This window comes from Mucilaginibacter tolerans (assembly GCF_030519375.1).
Lineage (GTDB): Bacteria > Bacteroidota > Bacteroidia > Sphingobacteriales > Sphingobacteriaceae > Mucilaginibacter.
Genome location: NZ_JAUMKB010000024.1, coordinates 21850 through 47232, shown reverse-complemented (window position 1 = coordinate 47232; position 25383 = coordinate 21850). Strand labels below are relative to the sequence as shown.

Here is a 25383-nt window from a genome sequence, read left to right as displayed (position 1 = left end):
TTGATTTTTCCCTATGGTGATTACACGGGCATTATTCCGCTATATCATTGTTCTGTTCCTTCAGGTAGCATGTGCATCATTGTCTTATGGGCAATCTGCTATTAACTGGACAGGTACAACCAGTTCTGATTGGGCGACAGCCTCTAATTGGAGCACAAACTCAGTACCAGGCGCAACTGATAACGTTCAAATAGGTGTCATCACTTTTAATGGTGCGAATCAACCCGTTATCAGCAGTAATGTTCAGGTTGGAAGTATTACTTTCGGCGGAAGTGCACCTGTTTCACTTACCGTTGCTTCTGGTTTTTTGTTGCAGGTCACTGGTAATATCGTAGAACAGCATAGCGATAGTGACATCGCACCATTAGTTACATTGACCGGAGCAGGGAGCGTAACCTGCGCTTCCCTAGTAGTGGGGAATGTTATAATGCCAAAGTTGGTACGGAATAAGGCAACTGTTTTTCAATCCAATGTCGCAGCACTTACGATTACCGGAAATTTAATCATCAAGTCGTCAAGTATCGATCTGCTATCGGGCGGACTTGCCCATAACAACAGTACTTTTTCTCTTGAGGGGGGGGTATTGACAATAAACGGAACCATTACGACAACAAATATTTCACCGGCTTATCTCCCAGCTTTTTCAGGAGATAAACCACTCTCAAAATTTGTAATAAATATCAACTCCAATCAAAATGCTACACTGAAACTTCAAAACAGCAATGCTTTGTCGGTTAGCAACCCTAATTATGCTTCTATTGATTTTTATAATTACGTTTCCGGCACCGGTACCAGCACGGTAGAATATGGCGGAGGGAATCAACAGATATATACCAACACGACTCATGTCATTGATTCATTACCACACCTATATCAGAACCTTTCTGTTTCCGGAACAGGAAATAAAATAGTTGGGTTCAGCAATAATAACAATCTGGATATAGGTGGTAATCTTTATATAACTGGCGGAGCACTTGATTTAAATACTTATACCACCACTACTACCGTCGGTGGTAATTTCAGCAATAGGAGTACAGTGACATTCGGTGCCAATACCACAACATTTAACGGTGGCACATTTTTTAATTCCGGAACATTTACTGTCGGAACGGGAGCAACATTGTTTTCCGGCAATTCTGCACAGTCGCTAACAGACAGTACACAGAATGGGACGTTTTTCAGGAAGCTTGGATTTAACAATTCAGGGGCAAAAAGCATAGTATCCGGAAATTTTGCGGTCATGTCCAGCGGTAAAATACGGATGTCTAATTCGGCGGCAGTTTCGGTTGCGTCAGCTGCTACGCTGACATTAAAAGCAGACAGTACAGGATATGCTTCCATAGCAGCCCTCGCTTCAGGGTGCAGTATTAGTGGTCAGGTAAACGTTGAGCAATATATTCAGGGAAGTGTTTATCTCAATAATACCAGTGCAAGGGGCTACAGGGTATTCTCTTCACCAGTAAACTATACCGGGACACTATCGGGCGACAGAAACTTTGCCATGGGTTACTTACATGGTACCAACAATTATAATGGTATATATACTACCGGTCTCAGTGGCGGTGGATTTGACGCCGCGGGGAATCCTACCATATATCTTTTAAGGGAGGATATTGCCGTTTGTAATTCATCGTTTGCTTGCGGAAATAATAAACCTATTGGTCAGATCAATAATGCTGATCCACATTTGATTGGTACAATGCAGCGCTTTACTACGACATACGTTGTTGACACAACTGTAACACTACCAGTTGCCACAGGTGTGTTATTCTTTTTCAGAGGTAACCGGGTCTTGAACAATGGAACTACTGCCGGTACAAAAACAACAAGTCCGTATAATTATCCGGAGGATGTAACGCTTACCAATACTGGAACTATTAACCAGGGCGATGTACAGGCAAAAGACTGGTTTAGAAGTGATCACTACTTGTCATACACTAATTCAGCTGTGATTTCTAATTCGGGATTAAGAGGTACTAATAGGGTAGGAAATCCTTACCCTGCACCTATAAATTGGGATAATTTCAGTGCTACAGACAGTACTAGTCCGATATACGGTCCCAATTTAAACACAACGATTTATATAATTAATCCCGCTAGCTCACAATACAGTACCTATAAGGCAACGCCATCGCATGACAGAACACAAGTATACGCTGGGACTGGTATTGCCACAAATATTATACAGAGCGGATACGGTTTTGATGTTTTGGTGAATGATACAGTACCTAATAATCCTCATGCAGCTACCTTATTGTTCCGGGAAACAGCCAAATTCGACCCGGATGCTGCTGCTAGTGGTTCAGTAGGAACTTTTGCGGTTGCCGGTAATAGGCAAGTGTTAATGACTGCCAAATCAGGCGCGTCCGTTATCAGTTCGTCTAAGTTTACCGTAAAGACTGCTTCTGCACGCAATGTGGCAAATCCAGCTAAAGTGTTACCTAAATCTCAGCTGACTTCGTTAAGTGCTAAACCAGTTTCTGTAAATATAGCGCCAGAGCAAAATATCAGGCTGAAACTTCATGCGGTTGATGATACCGTTCGTGATGATGATATACTCATCAGGTTTGATGCGGCGGCGCAAAATAAATATAATCCGGCTGAAGATGCTTATGATTTGGGCGGCACAGATGAAGCCAAGGTTATGCTGTCTAGCTACTCAAGTAACCACACCCCATTAGCGATAAACACGCTGCCATTACCTGCGCGGTCTATATCCATAGGTTTATATACTAATGCTGTTGAAAGTGGGACCTATGTTCTTCGGGCATCAGCTATTAAGAACATACCCGCTAATTATCATATCATACTTAAAGATAAAATTAAAGGGAGTGTTGTCGATTTAAGGCTACAGCCCAGGTATGTATTCACTATAGATAAGGCAAACAAAAGCAGTTTTGGTGACAGGTTTGATCTCTTAATCTCATTAAACTAATGGAAGCAAGAAACATTATTTACAGGTTCTCGACTTTGCTTCTGCTGATTGCATGTAGTTCAAAGTTATATGCACAAAGTCCAGTTGGGCAGCAAAAGCAGAAAGCTGTAGTTGACTCGTTAGTTAGAAATAGCCTGGCCCATAATTTTCTTGAAGATCCATTCAAATGGGCGAGGGGATGGGAAAGCACCCGTTCATATGCGAAAGCTTTATCGACCGATACAGCCTCAGTCCATAAAAGCCAGTTGGATAAACTAATGGCATCGCGTGCTAAATCACTGGGTTTTGGGGCAAATAACAGTCTGAAAACGCCAGGCTTACCCAATACGGCGAACTTGCAATTGCCCTCTTTACCCGGTATCCAGACGCTTCCTAATCCAACCGGTATTATCACCACGGGGCAAAATGCATCGGCACTTAAAGTACCATCTGGTACGCCATCTGTTCCGAATGTTTTGAGTAATCCGGTACCCGGACAGGCAATGAATCCGGCAGCAGTAAAAAATCAATTAACTACTGGCATTTCTAAGATCTCTCCTTCAATATCATCACTGCCAATAAATTCGAGCGGCCTGACATCAAAAATAAGTAGCTCAAAAGGGCTTTTAGATAGCAGTGCATCGCGTTTGTTGAATGTACGATCAGCATTAGTTGGTCAGGCATTCTCTAATATGAAACCTATTAATGATGCCATCTCTAAGAATTTTAAATCGTTACCAAACAGCACTTTTTCAGCAAATTTTGCCCTCGAAAATGATGTGCAATATAATCCGATACAATTAATACCTAATGGAAGCAAATTTCAGGAAGTTATAGGCATGCGGGGGACGTTGATGGTAATGGGCGTCCCTTTGAATTTAAATATCTCAAATAATCAGGCGGCCTTTAATGGCCAAAGTCCCTTTGCTGGTGCCAGTTTATTCAAGTTTGGTTTTAATCCGGCTTCATATGCCGGCTTGTTAAAGAATCAACTGCAACAATATTCAGATTTAAAAAACACCGCCTTTCAGGGTTTTAATTTTACCGATTATGTAAGGCAAACCATCACAAATCAAGTTCAGTCACTTCGCGGTGATGTTTCAGGCTTGAAAAGTTCTCCTTTCTCTAACCTCGTATCCGACCCGGAAAAACTTCAGGGATTGATAACCATGAGCAAAAGTGAACTTCATTCAAAGCTTCGGGCAATTGCTGATGAAAAAAATAAAGCTTTACCAGACAGTTCGGGTAAGGTTACTGAACTGTCAGAAGCAGAAAAACAAGCTAATATACGTAAGGCGGATAGCTTGGAAAATGTCATTACAGCCATCAATAAGAAAATAACATCCAAAGGTTTAGACCCCGCAACATTGATACTTGAGGAAAACTACCTGTCGGGAAAGACTTCCTCAGGATTTAATTCTTCGGAAGCAGCATTGAATCTGTTTGAGAAGAGACCGGCTAATGCATTACAGTCAATGTTTGGAGGCATCAGGGGCTTACATGTCGGATCATTTGGTACCACTTTGCCCGGGGCAACAGAAGATGGGCAAAGCCGACTGGTAAGCGGTGCTGACCTCACAGTGAAAATGGGTTATTATCCTTTTACAGTTGGCTTCGGAACACTAAATGATATGAACTCTATGAAGGATGCAGGGTTCGATAACTCTATTTATCTTTTTCCTAAGAATATCACCTATATAGGCGCTGAAATGCCTCGCAGCGTATTTGGCAATGTAAAGGTATCTGTTGTTAGCTCATCCAGCAGTCAGTTCAGTAATTTACAGTATGGCGTTCCGACTTTGCCTGGTAATTCAGTAGCTTTTACAGTCACCAAATCGCTAAATGTAGAAAATGTGGGCCATCTGACATTTGATGCATCCAAATCGGCAACATTGTTCAGCAAAGATTTTTCTCCCGGAAGCGAGACGTTATTGTTGCGAAAAGCAGGAGCTAACTATGACCTTTCTAACGATCTTTTCCAGTCGCTGTCGTTAGGTGTGCGGCATCACCTCGATATACCCGGCATGAATGCGTCAGATAATGTTTACTTCAATTATGCCGGGCTTGGGTATCAGAACCCTGCGAATAATGGCTACTCGGGCGCCTCTATGAAGTTTGGCGGAGATCTGAAAAAAAGCTTCTACAAGAATGATCTCGTATTTGATCTGCGCGGAGATTACAGCAGCACACCACTGAGTTATACCAACAGTGATAAATTCAAAAACTATAGGTTAGAACTCGATAGCAGATACAAGGTAAATAACCGCTGCAATCTTGATTTTAAATATTCGGCAAACGGCACATCACAGGTTCAGCAGGGCACAAGCAATTCCGTGTATAATGCGCAAAAATTTGAAGTCGGGCTCACAGACTCGTATAAAATAGGATCATACGTTACCACAACGCGCGCGAGTATAGCAGATCAAAGCTTCATGAATACTTATATGTCAGCGGCTGGCAGCAATCTGCTTAATCTTACTTATGTGCAGACAATGGCCTTTAAAACAAGCTCGCTGACAGGTACACTTTTCTATAACAAAGAGATGACCTCATCTCAATTACTTGGGAATATGCTGACATCAGATATGATTTATCAGTACCAGTTGTTTAAGCGCTTTCAGTTATCATCCGGCGTAACCTATCTGAGCAATGCTTCATATGTCAAGCAAATTGGGGTAAAGCAGGGGTTGCAGCTGATAGCCAGCAAACATTATGACATCACCGCTTCGATGGATCTTATGAAAAATCTGATGACGCCGCAGTATGCGGATCTCTATCCATCCTGCAGAGGCGAATTAACATTGAAATATTATTTAAAGATCGATTGACGGAATGAAGAAGTTAATAATCCTTTTGCAATTATTTATAGTATGCCAGGCATTTGGCCAGGTGACCTTTCAGTTTATACCTGAAATCAATGGCCGGAATATCGAAGGGTTACTAAACTGTAAGGTTATCAATAGTTCAGGGAAAAAATCAGGCTCTCTGTCGTTGACCATCTCAGAACGAAAAAGCGGCACCGTAATGACCGTAAGAACGGCATCAATTAACCTGATGCCTGGTGTAAATACCATACCCCTTTCGGCTATACGCAGCGCTGCGTTTGATTTTTATAACAACCCTATCGCTGTAATTGTCCGTCATGACCATAACTTCCCGGTGGGAGACTATGAGTATTGCTTTACAATCAACTATTCAGGAGGTGAGATGCCTTCCGAGCAGTGTTTCGACTACAACCTCGTACCCTTTGCTCAGCTGCATCTCATTGAACCTTATGATAGGGATACATTGTGCGATAAGCGGCCGATGTTGACATGGCAGCCATTGATTCCAACATTACAGGGCACGACTTACCAGTTGGTACTAACTGAAATAAAAAATGACCAGAATGCTGTAGAAGCCCTGAATTATAATATGCCGATCATCAACCAGTCGCATATTATATCGCCTATACTAACCTATCCGGCGGTTACGCCACAACTTGAAGATGGCAAAACCTATGCATGGCAGGTAACAGCCTATAAGGATCAGACGATACTCAACCGCTCCGAGATATGGACCTTCAAAGAACATTGTAATGAAAAGAAAAAAGATCCGGTAATCTCTGATGATGGCTATCGCGATATTGAGGATCTCATCCGCGGTAACTATTATGTTGCCAGTGGTATGATCCGCTTTGCGGTTACAAATCCTTACAAGGAAACAAAATTCAAATACCAGATTGAAACCCTGAATAATCCGGGAAAGAAAATAAAAGGACTACCCAAGATAACACTGGCTACAGGTAAGAATAAGATCATGATCGACCTGGCTAATACAGATTCGTTTATCGACGGCTATTCCTATCTCATGACCTTATGGTTGCCGGATGGGACGATGAAAAGTTTAAGATTTATCTATAAAGACTAATATGAAAGCGACGGGTATTGTATTACTCCTATTAACATTAGCGTCCTGCCACACGCCAACAGAGAAATGGCTGGACGGCATGTCGGACTATCAAAGCGTTAAAGGGAAATCCCTTACACTGGAGATTATGAAAATAAAGCCTGTGAAGGAGGATACGACGGCCATTACTTATAAAATTAGATTATATCCTGGTAAAGAATGGATGGAAAATTATACTGGTCATCAAAAGACTGGACTTTTCTACAGTATGGACAGTTGTTTTGTTCTTCGTACTGCAACGGCCAGTTATAGCCCGGACATGGTACAGCCGGTAAATAATGGTATTGCCGGGTGTTATGAATACCTGCTTTCATTCGGGATTGTAAAAGCTATGAAGCACCGGCAATTGCAGTTGGTGTACACAGATAAATATATAGATGGGAAACCCTATCAAATAATATTAAACAGGTAACAAGCGAACTCACGCATATGAAATTATCACGATTCAGAAAAAAAATTGCTATAGGGTTATTGATGCCGACGCTTTTTAACCTGTTGCTGCCTTTAACAGGGCATGCGCTAACCTCGGGCCCGACGCAGCCTGAAGTGGCTGCATTCCAGCCTGCCGGGGTATCGGATATGGTTGATCTGTTTACAGGTGACTTTAAATATAATATTCCCCTGCTCGATATTGACGGATATCCAATCAACCTCAATTATGCTTCAGGCACCGGTATGGATGATGAGGCAAGCTGGGTTGGGCTTGGATGGAACGTAAACGTGGGTGCTATCAACCGCCAGGTGCGCGGTGTGCCTGATGATATGGCTGGTGATAACATTGTAGCCAATAACTGGACAAAACCTAAAGTAACTGTGGGAGGGCGTGTAAGGGTTAAGGGTGAAATATTCCAAATCGGCAAGCTGATTAAAGGCTCAGGTTCATTGGGACTGGGAATTTTTAATGATAATTATACCGGTATCGGAGCCGATGTATCAGCAAATGTCGGTGTTTCATTCGGTAACATAAACGAGACGCCATTCACCGCGGGTTTAGGTTTGGGAATTAACTCGAGCACAGCAAGCGGGGTGGACATCTCACCCTCTGCAAATCTTGGAATTTCACGGAATATTAATGATGAGAAGGTAGAACATGCCGGTCTGAGTGCGTCATTGGGCTATAATAGCCGCTCTGGCTTAAAAAGCTTAACATTGGGTTCGTCATTTGATGTTGGTAAGCTGGAAAAATATAAAGATAAAGATGGTAAAGATCAGGTGCGTGAAAAAGGAGAGAAAAGCGGATTTGAGATATCCGGGTCTTTCATTTCATTCAATACGGAGCCTGTAATGCCAAAAATTCAAGTACCATACAAGGGTAGGTATGGTTCTTTTAGCCTTGACGTGGGCGGTACATGGAACGGCTTTTTTGCTGGACCGGGAGCGACAGGATATATGAATGTGAGAGAGGTGGCCTCTACACAGATGACTAACCCCTCATACGGTTTTATGTATGCTGAACTTGGTAAGAGCCAAAAAACGGCTACAATGGATTTTATCCGTGATGGGGAAAATCCAATAATTCCGGAGCTGCCTAACCTGGCAGTGCCGGTACCTACACCTGATTTATTCTCTTTTACCAGCCAGGAAGGATCAGGGCAGTTCAGATTATATCGTGGTGGCTCAGGCGCATTCTTTGACAACGAAGTTAAGGACGACAATTCCTCGACCACAATTGGTGCGGATCTTGGCTTTGGACCGAATTGGGGACTGGCCCACGGTGGGATCACCTGGTACAAGCAAAACTCGTCCAATACTACCCGCAAATGGACCAGCAATAATAACTATATCGGTAAAGGCGACTTCCAGGATGCTTCTTACGCCAATCCTTCTGCTCAGCATATGTACTTCAAAATGGTGGGAGAAAGGACCCTTGAAGATGCGAATATGACATCGCAGTTGCAGGATATTCAACCTTTGGCAGTAAATATTAGCGGCAAAACTGCGAATGCGCAGTTCTCGAACAATGTGAACCTGACCAACCCATTAAAAAAAATGAACAGGTCGATTAATACGACTACAGTTTCTTACTTGACGGGCGAAGAAGCTGCTGCAGGTGGATTGGATAAAATGATCAAAACTTACGCATTCAATGATGCTTCAACATTTCAGGCACCGACAACTTACCAGACGCAAACTGCATCACTTTCTGAATCACGTTATTTTGATAATACAACAGGCTATCGCCGCCGTCACCATATCTCGGAGATCACTGTGACAAAGACCTCAGGGCAACGCATGGTATACGGTATCCCGGTTTACAACATCAAACAAACTGAATATAGTTTTGCAATAGGTGCAAAGGGAAGCGAGTACAGTATGCTTCCTAATACCGCTGGGGTTAAAGGCACGGACAATACTTTTCCTAATACCAACAATTTGGTTAGCGTAGCTTATACTAATCCGGGCACCTCAACGGCGGCTATTAATTACAAAAAAGGTATCGATAATTATTATCATGACCAGACGCAACCAGCATATGCTTCAAGTTTTCTGCTAACCGCGATTTTATCACCGGATTATGCGGATAGATTAGGTGATGGGATATCTGACGATGATGCTGGAACTGCAATAAAATTTAATTATTCAAAGCTGTCAACGCCTTATAAATGGCGTTCACCATTTGCCGGAGCGACCCTGAACAGAAGTTTGCTGGCAGACAAGGATGATGATAAGGGTAGCATTGTATACGGCGAAAAAGAGGTGTACTATGTCCAAACTATCGAGTCAAAAACAAAGATCGCCTACTTTATTACCCAGAACAGGAACGACGCCATGGGGGTAACCGACTTTACAGGGACCAGCATGGATACCAGCAATCCACTGAAGTGCCTGAAGGAGATACGGCTGTACTCAAAAGCGGATATGTCTAAACCTATAAAAGTGGTAAAGTTCGAATATTCCTATGAACTGTGCCGGGGCATACCTAACAACACAGATAATGCTAACGGACTCAATAGCAATCCTGCCCTGGGCGGTAAACTTACACTGAAAAAGGTGTGGTTTCAGTATGGCAACAGTCCTAAAGGAGCCAATTTTCCATATCAGTTTACCTATAACAATAGTGTTAATGGGCAGACTATTAATTATGGGGATATGCTGACTGACCGCTGGGGGGTATACAAGTCTCCGGACGCTAACCTGGGCTTGATGAAAAATGATGAATTTCCATACACGGCGCAGGATTTGCAGGGTAACAACTCATCAATAAAAGCAACGGAAGATCAGAATGCAGCGTTATGGCACCTGGCATCAGTACAACTGCCAACGGGAGGTAATATAAATGTCAATTATGAGTCGGGCGATTATGCTTACGTGCAGGATAAGCGTGCTATGGCAATGTCGGGGATTGCAGGACTCATAGATCAAAGCGGTAATGATATCAGCTCCTCTTCGGAGACAGCTCTACGTGACGCGCATGGTATCAAGGTACAAATACCAAATACAACTGTAACCGGCGACCCTACAGCATGGTTTAAAAATAATTACCTGAATGGCGCAGACTATATCTATACCAAGTTTTCGGTAAAGATATCTACAGCATACAGCAATTCCGGCGGACCAGACTATGATTACGATTTTATACCATGTTATTCGAAAGTTCAATCTGTGTCGGTTAGCGGTGGTTACGCCAAAATTATATTTGAGAACCGCGCAGACGGTGGTGTAACAGCCAACCCGATTATTTTTTCGGCATGGCAGAAAATAAAAGACGAGTATCCCCGGTATGCTTATTCTGGTTTTGACCGGAGGACGAAAGATGGCGACCTAGTGTCTGCAGTATCCGATGCGGTGAGCGCAGTACTATCTGCGATAGGTAACCTTAGCGAACTGACGGAGAATTTTTATCATAAAGCAAACCGGAAGAGCTTTGCAGGCAACATACAACTGGAAAAATGTTTTGCAAAGTTGGTAAAACAGGATGGCCATAAATTGGGTGGGGGCGTGCGGGTGAAAAAAATTATGATTAGTGATACCTGGGATACAATGTCGGGTAATAATGGTGCGCAACCTGCTAGCTATGGCCAGGCTTATGATTATACAACAGTAGAAAATGGTGTGACGATAAGCAGTGGAGTAGCTGCATACGAGCCTTCAATTGGTAATGACGAGAATGCATTAAAACAACCTGTACCTTATGTAGAGAAGTTCAAGGGCGCCATCGATGATTTCTTTGATCTGGAACAACCTTTCGGGGAATCTTTCTATCCGGCGCCATCAGTAGGCTATAGTAGGGTGACAGTGACCGACCTCGATAAGAATCATAACCCAGATCCGACATTGCGTACTGGGTATACTGTTAATGAGTTCTATACTGCAAAGGAGTTCCCGGTACAGGCTACAGCATTGCCAATTATTCCAATCCATAATAAACCGGTTAACAAGTTCTCATTCCTGGGAGCAACGAGTATCGACGAATTAACCATGTCTCAGGGCTATTCATTTGTCCTGAATGATATGCATGGCAAGGAAAAGAAGGCTACAACCTATAATCAGTCAGGAGCCGAAATATCGTCTACAGAGTACCAATACCGGATTGATACCATTGGCGCTGATAAATTTCAATTGAATAATACTGTAGACATTGTAAACGCAGACGGAACAATGTCCAATAGTAAAATCATTGGAAGGGACATTGACTTCTTTACCGATTTTCGCGAATTCGAGTCCAAAAACTCGGGGATCTCGTTGCAGGCGGGATATGATATGGTAGGCCTCGGGTGGTTTAGCTTCCCATTCTTTGTGAAACCAAGTTATGACGATTCTGATTATAAATTGTTTCGTTCTGCTTGCGCGGTAAAAGTTAGCCAGTATTACGGTATTGTCAAGAAAGTGATCAAGAGGCAAAACGGCTCGGTGATCGCTACAGAAGACCTGGCATACGATGGCGTCACCGGAAACCCTGTTGTGACACGGACACAAACAGAATTTAATAATCCTCAACGAAACGATACAAATAATTCAATATATACAACAAACCTGCCTGCATATTGGGTGTATAAAGGCATGGGTGCAGCATACCAGAACGCCAATATGCTCCTGAAAAATTTTACAACGGATGCCAACGGTGTTATAAACAGCGCCTATTGGAATTATCTTAAAGCAGGTGACGAACTTGTTAATATTGCAGGTGTAACGAAATATTGGGTAATTGAAGACCAGGCGACATCTCCGTCGACTGAAAGTTCGCCTACCAAAAAACTGATTGACATCAAAGGCGGTTATGTTGACTTATCTGCTGGTACTGGTATAACAGTGAAACTGTCACGTTCAGGCTACCGGAATATACTTGATGCCAGCACCGAGCACATCGTCAGCCTTAACAATCCGATAGTAAACAACAAGCTTCAGATAGCGTCGAATGCTGACCAAACCAGCCTTAAGGTGATCAATGCGTCGATGACAGCATTTAACGAAAGCTGGGGAATGGATCAGAGCGGACAGCCGCAGGATTATACCGCAATACCGAACGGTGCAGCCTCGACCTATCAAAGTGTATCTGTTGGAGGGGTTCATTTCATAGCTGCCGTGAATTATTTTCCTAATTCCTGCTTCTTCCCTTGTAACGACAATCAGACTGACGAAGTGAGCTTCGGTAAAGCAGGCCTGTACGGTGCAGCCATATGGCCGACAACGGCATCAGGCCAGTTATCAAACCCGCAGGTAACAATCAATCATACCATCTATGCGCCTTATACCGGTTGGTATTATTTCGTATATTCCGGTGCAGGCAGCTACCAGTATACCATTGATAATAGCACTACGCTGCAACGACCGACAAATACATATTATGGCGTGTCTGAAGTGCAGCTGACTGCCGGCTCACACCAGATTTCTTTAGTCGAGCCAAATAGTGGCAGTGGTCTTCAATATATTACCCTGATGGTCTTTGGTTCTACAACACCAACGTCATCAACAGATGGTTTTATCGATCGAAGCCAGCTAGTATTCTCTACCGGGAACCTTGCTAACCTGAATGATATTCATACCTACGATTACCGTTACCATATCAATCCATATGTCAGAGGATTCCTTGGTAATTGGCGCGAGATAGCAAGTAATGTTTTCCAGCAGAGCCGGCACTATAATACCGATCCGTCTGTGAAAGGTGTAGATGTAAGAAATGCAGGCTATATCAATAACTTCTCTTCATATTGGTATTATGACGTGATACCCTCAACCGTGCCGGTCAATACGGTTACCTTCGGACAGGCAGTGCCACTGTCATCGCGTGGCAGCAGTGGCGTGTATTCTTTTGGGGGCGACATACCAGGCGCACAGGATCAGGTTTTAACAAGTGGCTCCCTGGTAAGCAGAATGCAAGGTGCTTTAGATAGATCGGGTATATGGCCTGTGCCGGTCACGACACAGCAATTGGGCCATCAGGTGACAGCAGTCGGGACATTCACATCCGGAGCAGGGGAGTACTATTTCGGTTATTCAGGCGATGATAATTTCGTTTATTCCATAGATGGCACTACTTTGCCACAGCGGCCAAATACACTATGGTGCTGGTATCCGATGACACTAACGGCTGGCACCCACCACCTTACCCTGCAGGCGACTAATAACAACAGCAGTTTTCCTGGCGCCATAGGCATGGAAATCTATACCAGTGCAGATGGAAGCGGAACACCGGTATTCAGCACAACCAGTCTGATTGGTATCCCTGCCCCTCCACCACAATATGCGTGGCAGACCGACAACCTGGGTAACCGTGCACGCTGGGTAACTGCTAACACGATAACAGGTTACGACCGTTATGGACAGCAAATTGAAAATAAAGATGCATTAGGAAGATTTAGTGCGGCCGCCTTTGGCTTCAATGGTGAACTACCAATTGCTGTAGCATCAAACGCCATGAGCCGGGAAATTTATAATACAGCTTTTGAAGATACCCGCTTTTCTCCGGGTACAGGTTTTAATACTTTACGTTCAAACGAGTTTAAAGTAACAAATACAAATAGTATTAGCTCAGCGGTGGTCACTACCGAGTCACATTCCGGCAGATATAGCGTGGCCCTGCCAACGAATGGACTGACACTGACTACCAAAGCGCATAGTCAATTACTGAGTACAAACAACTTGCTGAGTATTAATCAATACGGCGAATATAATACTAAAACAACCAGCGCAGATGCGGGCCTTTACCCGAACGGCTTCGAACCGCAGCCCGGCAAAAAATATATTATTGATGTATGGGTGAAAGATGGCCACCCGAGCGATAAAAATGTTTATCTGCAGTTGAACGCAGGCATACCGCCAACCATTCCTGTAGACGACCAATATTCGCCAACTTCTGTGCCACAGATAACATTGACCTGTAAGGCACTGGTTGAAGACTGGAAGCTGCTGGAAGGTACAATCGATCTAACCAGCATACCAGCAGGAAGCGCCTATGCAATTTCATTGACGCCAGGTTCTGGTTCTTCTTCGCAGATCTATATTGACGACATCAGGATACATCCGGTGGATGCCCAGATGAAATCTTATGTATACGATGACAGGAACATGCGTCTGATGGCAGAATTAGATGAGAACGGTTTCGCAACTTTTTATGAGTATGATGATGAGGGGTTACTCATACGTGTGAAGAAAGAGACCGAACGTGGTGTGATGACCCTGAAAGAAAGTCGCTCATCTTATAAAAGACAGCCCTAATACAATATGCTATGAAAATGATGAATAAGAATATTAAAAAGCTGATACTGATAATCGTTATTTCTACTGGTGCTTTGTTCACCTGGGCAATGACCTATCGTCATTTACAACAGCCCCTGCAGACAATGAGACACCAGGTAACGGATGGAAAGAAAAAAGAACATAATTACGATCCTGCATTGCTTAGACAGCTAGAACAACTGGCTGCTCAGCTCGATTTTAATAAGCAGCAATGCACCTATTCCGGTATTATTAACGTGGACGATGGCGGAGACACCACCGCATCTGTACATAATCTGGAATTCTTGTTTAGCAGGTCTGGGAAGGATTTTTATTATCGTATGGGAAATACTGAAACGATACATGAGGACGGGGTAAATCTGTTCATTCAGCATGAACAGAATAAGATTGTCCTTTCTCATAATGATATGGTTGTTCAATCACCCGTGACTAACCTGGCAACTATCGAAAAGAACCTTAGATATGAAGATTATGACCTGGTAGGCGCTAACGAAGGGGGAGGTAAGAAAATATCTCTATTAAATAATACTCATATCACATGTAAAGAACTGTCAATGACTTATGATACCATCTCAGGCAAGCTGCAGAAGTTATATACCCGCTTCAGCGATATTGCTGATCCGCTAAATAAGGAAAAAGACCGGGTAATTTCTGTCTCGATAAAAGGGATAGAAGACAACAGTCACCTTGGTCATTATCCTCGCCTGCATGATGTAATTACGGCAACCGATGGAAATCGGCATCTGAAAAATAAATACGCGAACTACGAATTGATACTACTGTAATATCACAAACCTGAACCCAATGAAGAGATTTTTATATTTTTTGCTGCTTACAGCCTTGTTAACAGGCAGTTCCTGGCTCAAGGCCTTTGCGGGCATTGAGCCCTATGAGAATTTCATCAAGGGTAAAGTAAAAAGAAACGATACTTTATTGGTGAAGGACGAGAAATTCAAAAACTCTAAATTCAACTGGAGTGATATCACCAATATTTCGGTCAAGAACTCGATATCCTTCCGGGTAACAGACCAGGCGTTCATCAAAAAGGATTTTAGCTGTACAGTTTATTTAAAAATTGAATATCTGACCAATCCTCAACAGCAGGTGCCCGAGGTAAAGAAGGCGACTTTGAAAATTAATTATTCGTCTAAAAAAAATGCAACGTATAAAATAGTAGATAATTACACCTTTACCGGAGCCTATTGGGTAAAGGTGACCGTAGAAAACATTTATAGTCCCGAATTTGGCAATGATCTGCCAGCGGCTTTATTACTATCGAACCAGATTGTGATTGACCGGACATATCATTTCGATCCACATGTAAAGGTCAGACCAAACGCGCAACTGGTCAAAAATTCGGCGAGTTCAGGAACTACAAAAAAAACTTCATCACCATCGCTGAAATCCAGTTTATTGTCAAGCACAAAACAATCTTTACTGGCTGATGGTCTGTCTGCCGGTAGTACCGGTCTGGTCAATACGTCAAATCAGTTGCAATTGACATGGCAGATCGTACCAGGAGCCGAGTATGATGTTGAGTGGACAACTGCCGATGCAGGAAATGATAACATCAACATTATTCGTCAGATGGCTGCCGGGACAGCAGGTACGGTTGATCCTGCTACTTTGAACCACATTTTCCTGAACAATGCTACACGGGTAACAATAGCCGGGCAGAATTATTTGCTTTCGCTTCCATATAATGATGATTATGTGCTTGTGCGGATGCGCCAAGTTCAATATAGTACAGATGGTATCAGATTGCTTGGTGATTGGAACTATACACTGGACAACGGACAATATGCTATATGGTCCATTAATTGGCATCAGCAAAATCTTAACTGGCAGTATTCGGCTGCTTTTGCAGAGGAGGGAAAGAAAAAAGAGGTTGTCAGTTATTTTGATGGTACACTGCGCGGAAGGCAGACGGTGACTATTAACAACTCTGATAATGTACCCGTTGTACAAGAAAATGTATATGATGAATTCGGGAGGGCGACAGCGAGTATATTGCCTGCACCTTTTAAAGAATCTTCGGGCGTTGCACCTTATTTGCGCTACATTCAGAATTACAATGTTAACAGTGCAAATACTCCATATAGCGCATCGAATGTAACCGGTACTGGTGGAACATGTGAAGTGGTGCCTGACCCTTTAAATACAAATTCAGGAGCATCTAAATATTATTCAGCGCAAAATGCATTCATAAATGATAAGTCTTACAATAGTTATATCCCGGATGCAGAAGGATATCCATTGTCTGTAACCTCTTACACTGCGGATAATACAGGGCGCATAAAATTGCAGGGCGGCATAGGTAAGGCTTTTCAGCCTGGTAGCTCTTTTCCAAGTAATACGACAAAATATTTTTATGGCAAACCTGAACAATGGGAACTCGATCAGTTATTTGGGAATGACGTGGGATTTGCCAGCCATTATATGAAAAATATGGTGGTTGATCCTAACGGACAGATCAGCATCAGCTATCTTAATGCCAGCGGGAAAACTATTGCGACAGCATTAACTGGCGGTGCACCTTCAGGCATGACTGCTTTGCCATCACAAACACCAGTGGTTAACAAGACGACCAATCTGCTCGATCCGGATAAATTCGTATTTAATAGTTCAGCTCTCAAAATAACTGCCACAACAACGTACCTTGCCTCGGTTTCAGGCGACGCAACGCTGTCTTATAGCATCGATAAACTAATTGACCATTATTCGGGAGGTGTAGCGCCGTTATGCAGCAATTGCTATTATGACCTTACGATAACGGTAAGAAACGATTGTAATGCATCAATTTATACAACGACGACACCTATACAGGTAGGCTCAGCGACCTCTGACTGCAACGCAACCGGACAGCAAACCGGTACGCTCAATCTGAATTTTCCGGCAATTGGTGAGTATTATGTCACCTTCGACCTTGCCTTCAGCAAGACGGTAATGGAAAATTATGTTGATCAGTTTGTAACACAGGGACAACAGGATGGTAACCTGAAAAAATCTTTTGATTTTATCTTCCCTTATATACAAAGCATGGACCTTAAATCGTGCCTGAGCGATTGTTCAACAAATGAACAGACCCTGGGAACGAAAGATAGTTTTACACAACTTTTCACCAATAAGTTGCTGGCACTCGGGGTGGATGCAAATAGTATAGCAGGAGTGCCTTTCCAGACATGGCTCAGCAATGAATATGATCAGTTAAAAGCTTATTGCGATGCGATGCAGGCAACCTGCGCCGTCAGTAGCGCGTCAGCACCCTGCGATCAATATGAGAGTGCGATGCTACAGGACGTTTCACCTGGTGGACAATATGCACTTTTTGACAATACTACCGGAGCTGCCTTAGAGCCTCAAATCAATGTTATTAGTAATAACTGGCGTACTGTATTCCCGGTGAAGGCATCGACCGATTCGGCCTATATTGCCGAGGAAATCACATTGCCGGACGGGACCGTAACATCACCATATGATTCGGCCTTTACATTGCTGCAACTCGTGCAATATTGGAAAGATAGCTGGGCCGAAAAATTTCTGCCGTTCCATCCGGAATCCTGCAAGCTCCAGTTTTGCCAAAATAACGCCACTTACGAGGCATGGGATCAACAAGTGCAGGATAATGTGACAACTGCCGCTGCGATACCGACCATTCAGGGTGCATCCGGGGGGCTACATTATGACTATACCAATGCTGCCTGGTTGGTAGCGGCCGACCCATTCTTTAAGTCAGGCGGTGCCGGGGCAGCCTATAGCACCGATTTTCAGAACGATCTGCAAAACTACAGCCGCAATGTCGGCAATTACACGGCGGCTTCACCTAAAGACCTGGTTCAATTAATAGATTACATGCTGTATTGCGCCGATCCTGCGGCAAATACCAATGCACAGAATGATCCTAACGGTACAAACTGGGATAACTGTACCCCATCGGCGGCTTGCCGTGTGCCGGATCGTGAATGGTCATTGTACAAGGAGTTTTATTTTGACCTCAAGCAAAAATACTATGACAAATTGCGTGCAACTACTACCTGCGCAAATCAATGTCAGATCGGGACGCCAATCACGATATTAAACAATAGCAGCTGCCCTGCAAATACCGATTTCTCTATCAATACTTATTCATCAGCTGATGGTACCCCGACGGTAACCTGTACACCTCCGGTAGTAACACCACCAGACCCTGGTGATGGCGGCCCCCTTGATGCAGCAAAAAATGCAGGTAAAACCCTGACAGGAAATAACCTGGTAAAATCACAAGGTGGTCAGGGGAAACTGGCGAGTAGCAACCTTGCCGGGGCCTCTATGATCAATAGCGGAAAACCGGCAAATACCAAAGCTGCAACTGTGTCTGCAAACAAGTCACTGGCGGGCCGTACTCTGGCCGATGGTGGCAGCGGGACTATTACCGCCCCGAATTCCGGCACTACGCTAATGACGGTAACATGCAACACCGGCAAACTTGCAGCGGCAACAACGGTAACCGTAGGTACTGCAGACGGCAGTTACCAGACTGTACTGCAATTTCCACAAGGATCTATTATGCAGAACTTCTGTTTGCCCGCTAATTTACCGCCACAGAGCATTGTAGTGCTTTCTGTTGTTTGCACAGGATGCCAGGCTAACCCATTGGTATTCAGTGCCTGGACAAATAACCAGATTGTACAAAAAACATATGATGCCGGCAATACGGTAACGTCGACATCTACTATCACACCTGACAACAGCTCATTCTTTAATGGTACGCTCTCCATTAACCAAGATAATACCTTTAATGTGGTATCGCCTCTGCATAATTATACGGGCACATGGTCAATAGATGATAACTGCCATATGGCGCTAATTGGGAATAACCGTGTGGTGTACACAGTTTATAGCGTTAACAGTAGTCAAATGGCTTTAGGGCACCGGGAGGGTAGTATCGAAGAGATATGGAACTTTAACAGCCTGGCATCCGGTGTAACCTGTTCTAGTCCGGTTACCCTGCAGGTTGCCGGCAACCAAGGTAGTAATGCTTACCTGTCGGGTACCTATCCAAGCCGACACCTGCTGACAGTTCTTTCCGGAACTGCGGGCAGTCCGCCCGCGTTTACCGGCCAGAATGCAGCAGGCCAGACGGTGACTACGACATCTACATTCTACAGCTGTCTGACAATACAAACAGCTTCCGGTACAAGCATCAATTATCAGAATGTTTGGGTATTTGACAATGTTTACGACACTGCTGCATCTACCTGTTCAGCAGCGTTGCTAACCAAGATACCGCGCTTCCCTGATTATACCATACCATCAAATGCCGGATCAAGCGCTGCAACAACTCCGCAACAGGCGCTGAACCAAATGAGTGCGCAGGCAACGGCTTCTGTCACTTCAGCGGCCGACAGCTGGATAGCTGCTCTTAATGCCGGATTGGTGCAGGGTAATTATGACCAAACGACTATCAATACGCTTAAAGCGAAACTGATTGAAGTGGCCTCAATGGGTGGAGACTTTAACCATCCTTTCGGCGCCAGCACCACGCCACCGGGCAAGGTAACCGCCAGCGGCTACACTTCATTTGGCGATGCTATCAAGGGTGTATTGGGCCTGTCGAACTTTACTAGTTTATTGAATCCATGGCTGATCAGCTCACCTTACCCGTATTCGCCAGCAATGCAAACCGGGCCGCGCTCTATCAGTAATAGTACCGCTGATATTTGCAGCCTGTTGACCCAATTCCAATCGGCCTGTAATTCCTATAACAGCGCCCATGGTACTTCGCTGACTTTATTTGCCTATCTGAGTCAAACCTATGGCAGCGCCATGACCTTGACGTCAAATGATTTGACGGTATTGCAAAACTCCTGCAATCAATGCCGCTTTATCCTGGCAAGCGACGTTACACTGCCGCCATTTCTTGACCCGACCGGGCACGGATGTATCGCGAAGTCTGATTATGATGCCGCGAAGACAGATTTCACTAATCAATTTGCAGGAACTTTAACGACAGGCGATCCTAATTACGAGAATATTTTTACCACCTTCATGAACCAGCGCTGGGGACTGACCTTATATTATACCCAGTACCAGGATTATGAAACGGCCCTTATAACAAACTCTGCTGCGATGCTGTGCAATCAAGCAGCACCAACATTTAACGTGGATTTGTTCTCGTGCATCACTGAGCAGGAGGCGGCAGCTGTAGGTAACGGGCTGAATGACTATTCTGTATACATCAACCAGCAAAGGGAATTGTTTAGGGCCAGCTATGCCAGCACCTGTTCGGCTGCAAAGGCGGCGGCTACGCTAAATGCTCCGCAGCAGATATATCACTATACTTTATATTATTATGACCAGGCCGATAACCTGGTGCGTACCATACCGCCTGAAGGCGTAACCTTGCTTAGCGATGCAGATGTGGCCAGGGTAGAAGCGGTGCGTAACAACGATGCTTCGGCCTGTACCTATACCGGCCCAACCACAAATTCTGATAAAACAGCGGCGTTAATTTCTCTGTCCGGCACTTTGGCCGGCTCAACAGGCGCGGTAGAAATGTGGCTGTATGATGACGGCAGCATAAACAACCAGTTTATTGAGGCAACGCCTGATAATAAATACCTGATGCAGGTAGTGATCAGCGGAACCCAGCTGGGGGTAGATGTTTACCCGTTGACTAGCAGCGGAAGCAACAACATAACGCTGGCATCCGGGTCGACGCATTACCGTGCGGACATTTCGGCGATGGTGCCATTGCGTCCGTTTACGCATTTTGTATTCCAGGGATCATCACTAGGCTCATCCGGAACGGCACAAATCTACCTGAACGGGGTTGCCCTTACGGTAACTCATACCAATACCACTATTGGTCCGGGATTTTCCATTACTACAGATCCCAGTGGCAATATCCTAATGCCTGACAACCTGGCCACGATAAAACACCTGCGCCTGTACAGCCAGCCTTTAAGTACCGCTGTTATTACAGCCAATGCCACCAATACCTGCTTTATGCCAGCAAACACGCCCGATATAGGCTGGTTCAGGTTCAATGTGCCTGTAGCAGGCGGCCCGACCACCATAGCCGATAACAGCACCAATGAAACGCAGCTAATAAATGTATACCCGGTACACGGGCTACAAACTAATTATGCCTATAACGCCACCAACCAGGTAACCACGCTGCAAAGCCCCGATGGCGGTACAAACCGTTTTTGGTATGATTTGATGAGCCGCTTGAATATATCGCAGAATGATAGGCAATTAGCAAGCCAGAATTACAGCTATACCACTTATGATATACTCGGCCGTGCTATTGAAGTGGGAGAGAAGAACCAGCAGGCCGTGAATTTAGGAGTGCCGGATTACCTTGCCGATGCAACAATTACTTCATTTAATGCAACCGGGACCAACAGCCAGGTGACGCACACCTATTATGATGCAGCAGCACCGGCAACTAATGGTATACAAAGTATAACAACGCAAAATAACCTGCACAAGCGCGTGGCGGCAACTACCTACCAGAACACCGGAACAGGGGTAGTGAAGCAGGCCACATACTATGATTATGATATCGACGGTAACGTGAAAACACTGTACCAGCAGATATCAGGGCTTGGACTGAAGCAGATCAACTACGAGTATGATCTGATCAGCGGGAAGGTAAACTTTGTAGGATACCAGACAGGGCAGGCTGATCAGTTCTACTACCAGTATAATTATGATGCCGATAACCGTATTACCGAAGCCTGGAGCAGCCCGGTTGCCAATGTGGTATCTTATGGCGTGGGTAGTACGCTGGATCAGACGCAGAAACGCATGGATGCTAGCTACCAGTACTACCTGCACGGGCCGCTTGCGCGCATGGAACTGGGCGACATCAACGCCAAAGTGCAGGGTGTTGACTATGCCTACACACTGCAAGGCTGGTTAAAGGGTGTGAATAGTACCGTAACAGGTAGTACCACCGACATGGGCACCGATGGCACCAACAACATCGGGCAGGATGCTTATGGCTATGGCTTGTATTACTATGCTAATGACTATAAGCCGATCAATACCGCTAAACAACCTTTTGAAACAGGTGTACCTACAATCAGCACATTTAAGCCGCTGTATAACAGTAATATCAGTGCGGTATCCATGAACATTCCGCAACTGGGAAGCCAGTTCTATTATCATACTTACCAGTACGATCAGTTGAACCGGATTGCCAGTACAGCTGAATATACGGCAACCGGGGCGGGTTTATCATCACTTGCAGCCACCCAAAATTACAAGGAAAGCTTTACTCTTGACGGCAATGGTAATATTCTGAGTAGTGTTCGTAACGGCAATACCAGCAACGGCAAGCCGCTGACGATGGATAACCTGACCTATAACTACAACAGGGATGCTAATGGTAAGCTAATCAATAATATGCTGAACTCTGTAAATGATTCTGCAACGCCAAGTACTGGTTATGTAGGTGACATGCGTAACCAATCAACTAATAATTATACCTATGATGCTATAGGCAACATAACCGCTGATGTGCAGGCAGGCGTAAGTAATATTAACTGGAGCGTATATGGCAAAATACAAAGCCAGACCAATGCCCAGGGAACCATTTTTTATACGTACGATCCAGCACAATACAGAGTTGCCAAAACCTCGGGAGGGGTTACAACTTACTATGTGCGTGATGCACAGGGGCATACGTTGGCGGTATACGATAATAAAAATAGCCAGATAAACTGGCGCGAACAACATCTATATGGTAGCAACAGAATAGGCATGTGGATGCCAAATATGAATTTGGCTGATAACAATGCAACCGCAATTTGGAGCACCCTTGGGTTAAAACAATATGAATTAAACAATTATCTAGGCAATGTAATGGTGACGCTGACCGACAAACGCATTGCGCATTCTACGGATGGTACCACAATTGATTACTATCAGCCTGACGTTATTACCGCACAGGAATATTATGCATTCGGCTCATTAATGCCTGACCTGACTTATGCGGCTAACAATAGTTACCGCTATGGCTTTAACGGTAAAGAAAATGACAATGATGTAAAAGGAACAGGCAACGAACAGGATTATGGAATGCGGATATATGATCCAAGGGTTGGTAAGTTTTTGAGTGTGGATCCATTAAGTGCGAAATATCCAGAATTAACACCATATCAATTTGCAAGTAACAGTCCCATTTGGTTAATAGACATTGATGGAAACGAGGGAGGAATTCCTATTGATTATAGCACAGGTAGCAAGGGATATAACGCATTTCAACCGTTGAGCGCTGCTGGAGTAGATCAAGCTTTTAAACAAACTACTAAACAAAGTTTGAGCAAGTCAGTAGTGACCGAAAGTGGAGAGTTAGTTATGGAAGAGGAAGCAGAAAGAAGAGGCGGTTCGATAATATTAGGAACATTAGGTAAGGCATTTGGATTAACGGCTTATTTGGTTTTTTCCTCAAATAATACTGGTATAGACACAAAGCCGCCATATCAAAGAATTACGACAAAGCCTGAGCAATTAAGTGCGTTTGAAATTCATCAAATTAAGGAAAGGTTAAGTCGTGGGGCTGGTACTCCTCAAGATTTATTATATGCCCCTTATTTGAAAGAGCGTTACCCTAATAGCAAATTTAGTCAGCTGGTTGGTAAAGATCCTAGCTCATCTGTATTGGCATTTAATCTGATTGCTGCTGGATTTATTAGGCCTGATAATACTGCAGCTCACCATATTGTTGCTGGCGAAGCCAAAGGTGCGGCACTTGCAAGAATGATATTAAAAAGAGAAGGAATTGATATAAATGAAGCTGATAATGGTGTATTTTTGCCTAAAAACAGTAAATATGAAAATTTACCAATAATGACACATTCGACAATTCACACGAATAAATATTATCAAGCCATTAACAATAGGTTATTAAATGCAAAACCTGGAACTGTAAGACAAGAATTACATAAAATTAAACAAGAAATATTAAATGGAACATTCCCGAAATAATTTTAAAATATACAGAGTAACTGTCGATGTTAGCAATTATCAGTGGATAATGCCTAATATTCCTGAAGATGATCTGCTTGAATTCGTGATTTTTGACTGTAATAAAAAAGATGAGAGTTGGATTAAAACTAATTGGTACGTTTATAATCTTAAGGAAAAAAAAGGAAATTTTTTTGAAATCAATGGGGGGGCTCTGGCTTTTGATCAACAAGTTTACGACAGTGAGTTGTTTACGTTATTGGAAATGGCAGGAGAGATATTGCCAGTAAATGTTGGAGGCGAAAGACTTTATGCGTTGAATGTGCTGGAATGTATAAACTGTTTAGATCAAGAGAATAGTAAATTTGATTACTATGATGATGGAACTAAGGGGAGAATATTGAAATATGCTTTTCATCGTAGACTAACGGAATCATCTATCTTTAAAATACCTGAGACTAGCCGGGGAGAGATTTTGACTTACAGCGGAGTTAAAGACGCTGAAGATGAATTTTATTCTTTGTATAAACAGCTTAAGTTTACAGGTCTGAAATTCGAAGAGTTATACTCAAAATAACCCCCCTCAACTGGCGCGAGTATGCAGCGAAGGGGAAAAGAGGTGGTGTACTCGTGACAAAAAATATTAATAATAACCTAAGCCTTATCACTTACTACAACCAATGGTAGCATGTATTTAAGATTGATTTTTTTAACTATTGCGGGTGTTACACATCGTTACACCTGTTACATGTAACACCCAAATTTTATTGCAAAATCTTCAAAAAAAACCGAACCCAATAATACAGCATTACGTATAAAAGCCTAGTTGAAATTTTGCCGGTTTTTGGAGCATACCTGACAGCCGGCCGGACACTTAAACCGATCAC

The 25383-nt window shown here is 43.7% G+C and carries 8 protein-coding genes; all 8 read left to right on the top strand.

Going from position 1 to position 25383, the window contains the following annotated elements:
- Positions 1 to 13: 13 nt before the first annotated feature.
- The 8 genes from Q3A68_RS21715 to Q3A68_RS21680 are packed head-to-tail and all read left to right on the top strand — an operon-like array spanning position 14 to position 25073.
- Positions 14 to 2935, top strand: a complete 2922-nt coding sequence (locus Q3A68_RS21715) for a hypothetical protein (protein WP_302903245.1) — start codon at positions 14 to 16, stop codon at positions 2933 to 2935.
- On the top strand, positions 2935 to 5742 hold the full coding sequence (locus Q3A68_RS21710; protein ID WP_302903244.1) for a hypothetical protein: 2808 nt from the start codon (positions 2935 to 2937) through the stop codon (positions 5740 to 5742). The genes Q3A68_RS21715 and Q3A68_RS21710 overlap by 1 nt, the downstream gene beginning before the upstream one ends.
- Positions 5743 to 5746: 4 nt before the next feature.
- Entirely contained in the window at positions 5747 to 6823 is a 1077-nt protein-coding gene (locus tag Q3A68_RS21705) for a DUF928 domain-containing protein (RefSeq protein ID WP_302903243.1), read from the top strand.
- A 1-nt stretch (position 6824) separates the two neighbouring features.
- Positions 6825 to 7274: a hypothetical protein gene (locus tag Q3A68_RS21700; protein WP_302903242.1), complete on the top strand. Its 450-nt coding sequence runs from the start codon at positions 6825 to 6827 to the stop codon at positions 7272 to 7274.
- A gap of 17 nt (positions 7275 to 7291) precedes the next feature.
- Positions 7292 to 14518, top strand: coding sequence for an RHS repeat domain-containing protein (locus Q3A68_RS21695; protein WP_302903241.1), 7227 nt, complete (start codon positions 7292 to 7294; stop codon positions 14516 to 14518).
- Positions 14519 to 14535: 17 nt separating this feature from the next.
- Complete coding sequence (locus Q3A68_RS21690) at positions 14536 to 15324, top strand: hypothetical protein (RefSeq protein ID WP_302903240.1); 789 nt, start codon at positions 14536 to 14538, stop codon at positions 15322 to 15324.
- Positions 15325 to 15343: 19 nt separating this feature from the next.
- Entirely contained in the window at positions 15344 to 24517 is a 9174-nt protein-coding gene (locus Q3A68_RS21685; protein WP_302903239.1) for an AHH domain-containing protein, read from the top strand.
- Positions 24498 to 25073 carry a hypothetical protein gene (locus Q3A68_RS21680; RefSeq protein WP_302903238.1) on the top strand — a complete coding sequence of 192 codons (576 nt, stop codon included), beginning with the start codon at positions 24498 to 24500 and terminating at the stop codon, positions 25071 to 25073. The genes Q3A68_RS21685 and Q3A68_RS21680 overlap by 20 nt, the downstream gene beginning before the upstream one ends.
- Positions 25074 to 25383: the final 310 nt, after the last annotated feature.